This window comes from Mesorhizobium sp. M2A.F.Ca.ET.039.01.1.1, from assembly GCF_003998035.1.
GTDB lineage: Bacteria > Pseudomonadota > Alphaproteobacteria > Rhizobiales > Rhizobiaceae > Mesorhizobium.
On sequence record NZ_RZRY01000978.1, the window covers coordinates 1 to 1,877 of the forward strand.

At 67.4% G+C, this 1,877-nt stretch carries 1 protein-coding gene; it reads left to right on the forward strand.

Annotated elements, in window-relative coordinates; translation table 11 throughout:
• Positions 1-1,877: DUF3971 domain-containing protein (locus EOA24_RS36335; protein ID WP_281059923.1), on the forward strand; the 1,877-nt coding region annotated here is incomplete at both ends.

The following is a 1,877-nucleotide window of genomic DNA, read 5'->3' on the forward strand; positions in this document are numbered from 1 at the left end:
GCCGGGCTTTGCGCACTCGTGCTTCTGGCGGCGGCGGGCGTCTATGTCCTGGGGGCCTCGGGCATCGGCACGGAACGGCTCCGGGCCGAGGCGGAGACCGCCATCGAGAAGCTGGCAGGGGTCGATGTCAATGTCACCGTCGGCGCGGCGCGGCTGACGCTGGACGGATCGAGCTTCATTGCCCTGCAGGTGAACGATGTCAGCCTCAAGACGGCTGACGGCAAGCCGATGGCCGATATCGGGCGGGTGCGTTTCGGCATGCGCCTGCTGCCGCTGCTTTCCGGCGATGTCCGGCTGACCAGCGCCAGATTCTCCAACGCCCACATCGTCGTGGCGGCCATGCCTTCCGGCGGCGGTGACTGGACGGCGGCGCTGCGCAACGAAAACGGGCTTGTCGACCCGGAGAAAGTGTCGGCGGCGGCGTTCGCAAGCGTCAACGACGCGCTGGATGCCGTGCGCGAGGACTCGATACGCCAGATCGACTTGCACAACGTCGAGTTCGAATTGCCGGACACAGGGCTCGTCAAGCGCGTGACCGTCACCTCGGCAACCGTCGCGCAGACCGGTACCGGGCGCATGCAGTTCTCCTACGATGCCGATGTCGACGGCCGGCACGCGACTTTGACCGCAACCGCGACCCGCGATGCGACGGCAAGGCGGATCGCCTCGCTGGATGCCAACATCGAGATAGAAGGCGCGGGCACCTCCGGCGAGGGTGGTTCGACCGAGGCTGCCCCCGCGGCCGATGGCGCCAGACTGGGTTCGATCGCGCTGCAGCTTTCGGGCTCGGAAGCGTCGGGCGACAGCCCGTCGCGGCTGGCGGCCTCGCTCTCGCTCACCGGTTCTGTGCTCGACCTGGACGAACGCGGGCTGCTGCCTCTCGACGTCGATGCCGATGCCACGCTGATGGCCGGCTCGAACAAGATCTCGGTCGACCGGCTGCTGATCAAGAACGGTCGCTCCAGCTTCGACTTTGCCGGGTCGATTGGGCCGAAGCCGGCAGCCGCCGGGGAGGAGCCCGCATACCGCTACGACCTGACCAGCGACGGCTCGACGCTGGCGCCCTCGGAATCGCCCGAACCGGCGCTTCAGTTCCTGGCCCGTATCGCAGGCGTCTATCAGCCGAAGAGCCGAAAGCTCGTCGCCGAGCAGATCGGCGTCCGGTCCGGCGGATCGGGCGAAGTGCTGGGCGCGGCCACCGTCGCCTTCGTCGACAACGGTCCTCCGGGCGTGTCGCTGTCGCTCAACGTTCACGACATGCCGGTCTCGCATGTGAAGCAATTGTGGCCATGGTTTTCGGCCCGCAATGCGCGGCTTTGGGTGCTGGGCAACCTGTTCGGCGGTACGGTGACCGACGCCAACCTGCAGTTCCAGGTGGTGCCGGGCCGCCTGGGCAACGGCGTGCCGCTTACCGGCGACGAAGTGTTCGGCCGTTTCCAGATCGAAGGCTCGCGCTTCGATACCGCCGGGCGCATCCCGCCGGTCCGCGACGCCGTCGGTGTCGTCGCGTTCCACGGCAACGATGTCGACATCGCGCTCTCATCGGGCAGCGTCTACATGCCGAGCGGGCGCACCGTGGCGGCAAGCGGCGGGACGCTGACGATCAAGAACGCCAATCGACCGATCGTGGTCGGCGGACTCGACATCGACGTCGCGGGTGAGGCGCCGGCGATCGCCGAGCTTGCCTCCTACGAGCCGATCAACGCCATGCGCCATGTCGGGCTAGCGCCCGAGGACCTGTCCGGCACCGTTACCGGCCACGTCAGGGCAGACATTCCGCTGACGAGGGGCATGGACACCTCGAAGCTCGATTGGCTGGTTTCCCTCGACTATCAGGACCTGTCGCTCGCCAAGTCGTTCGAAGACCAGACCGTTAC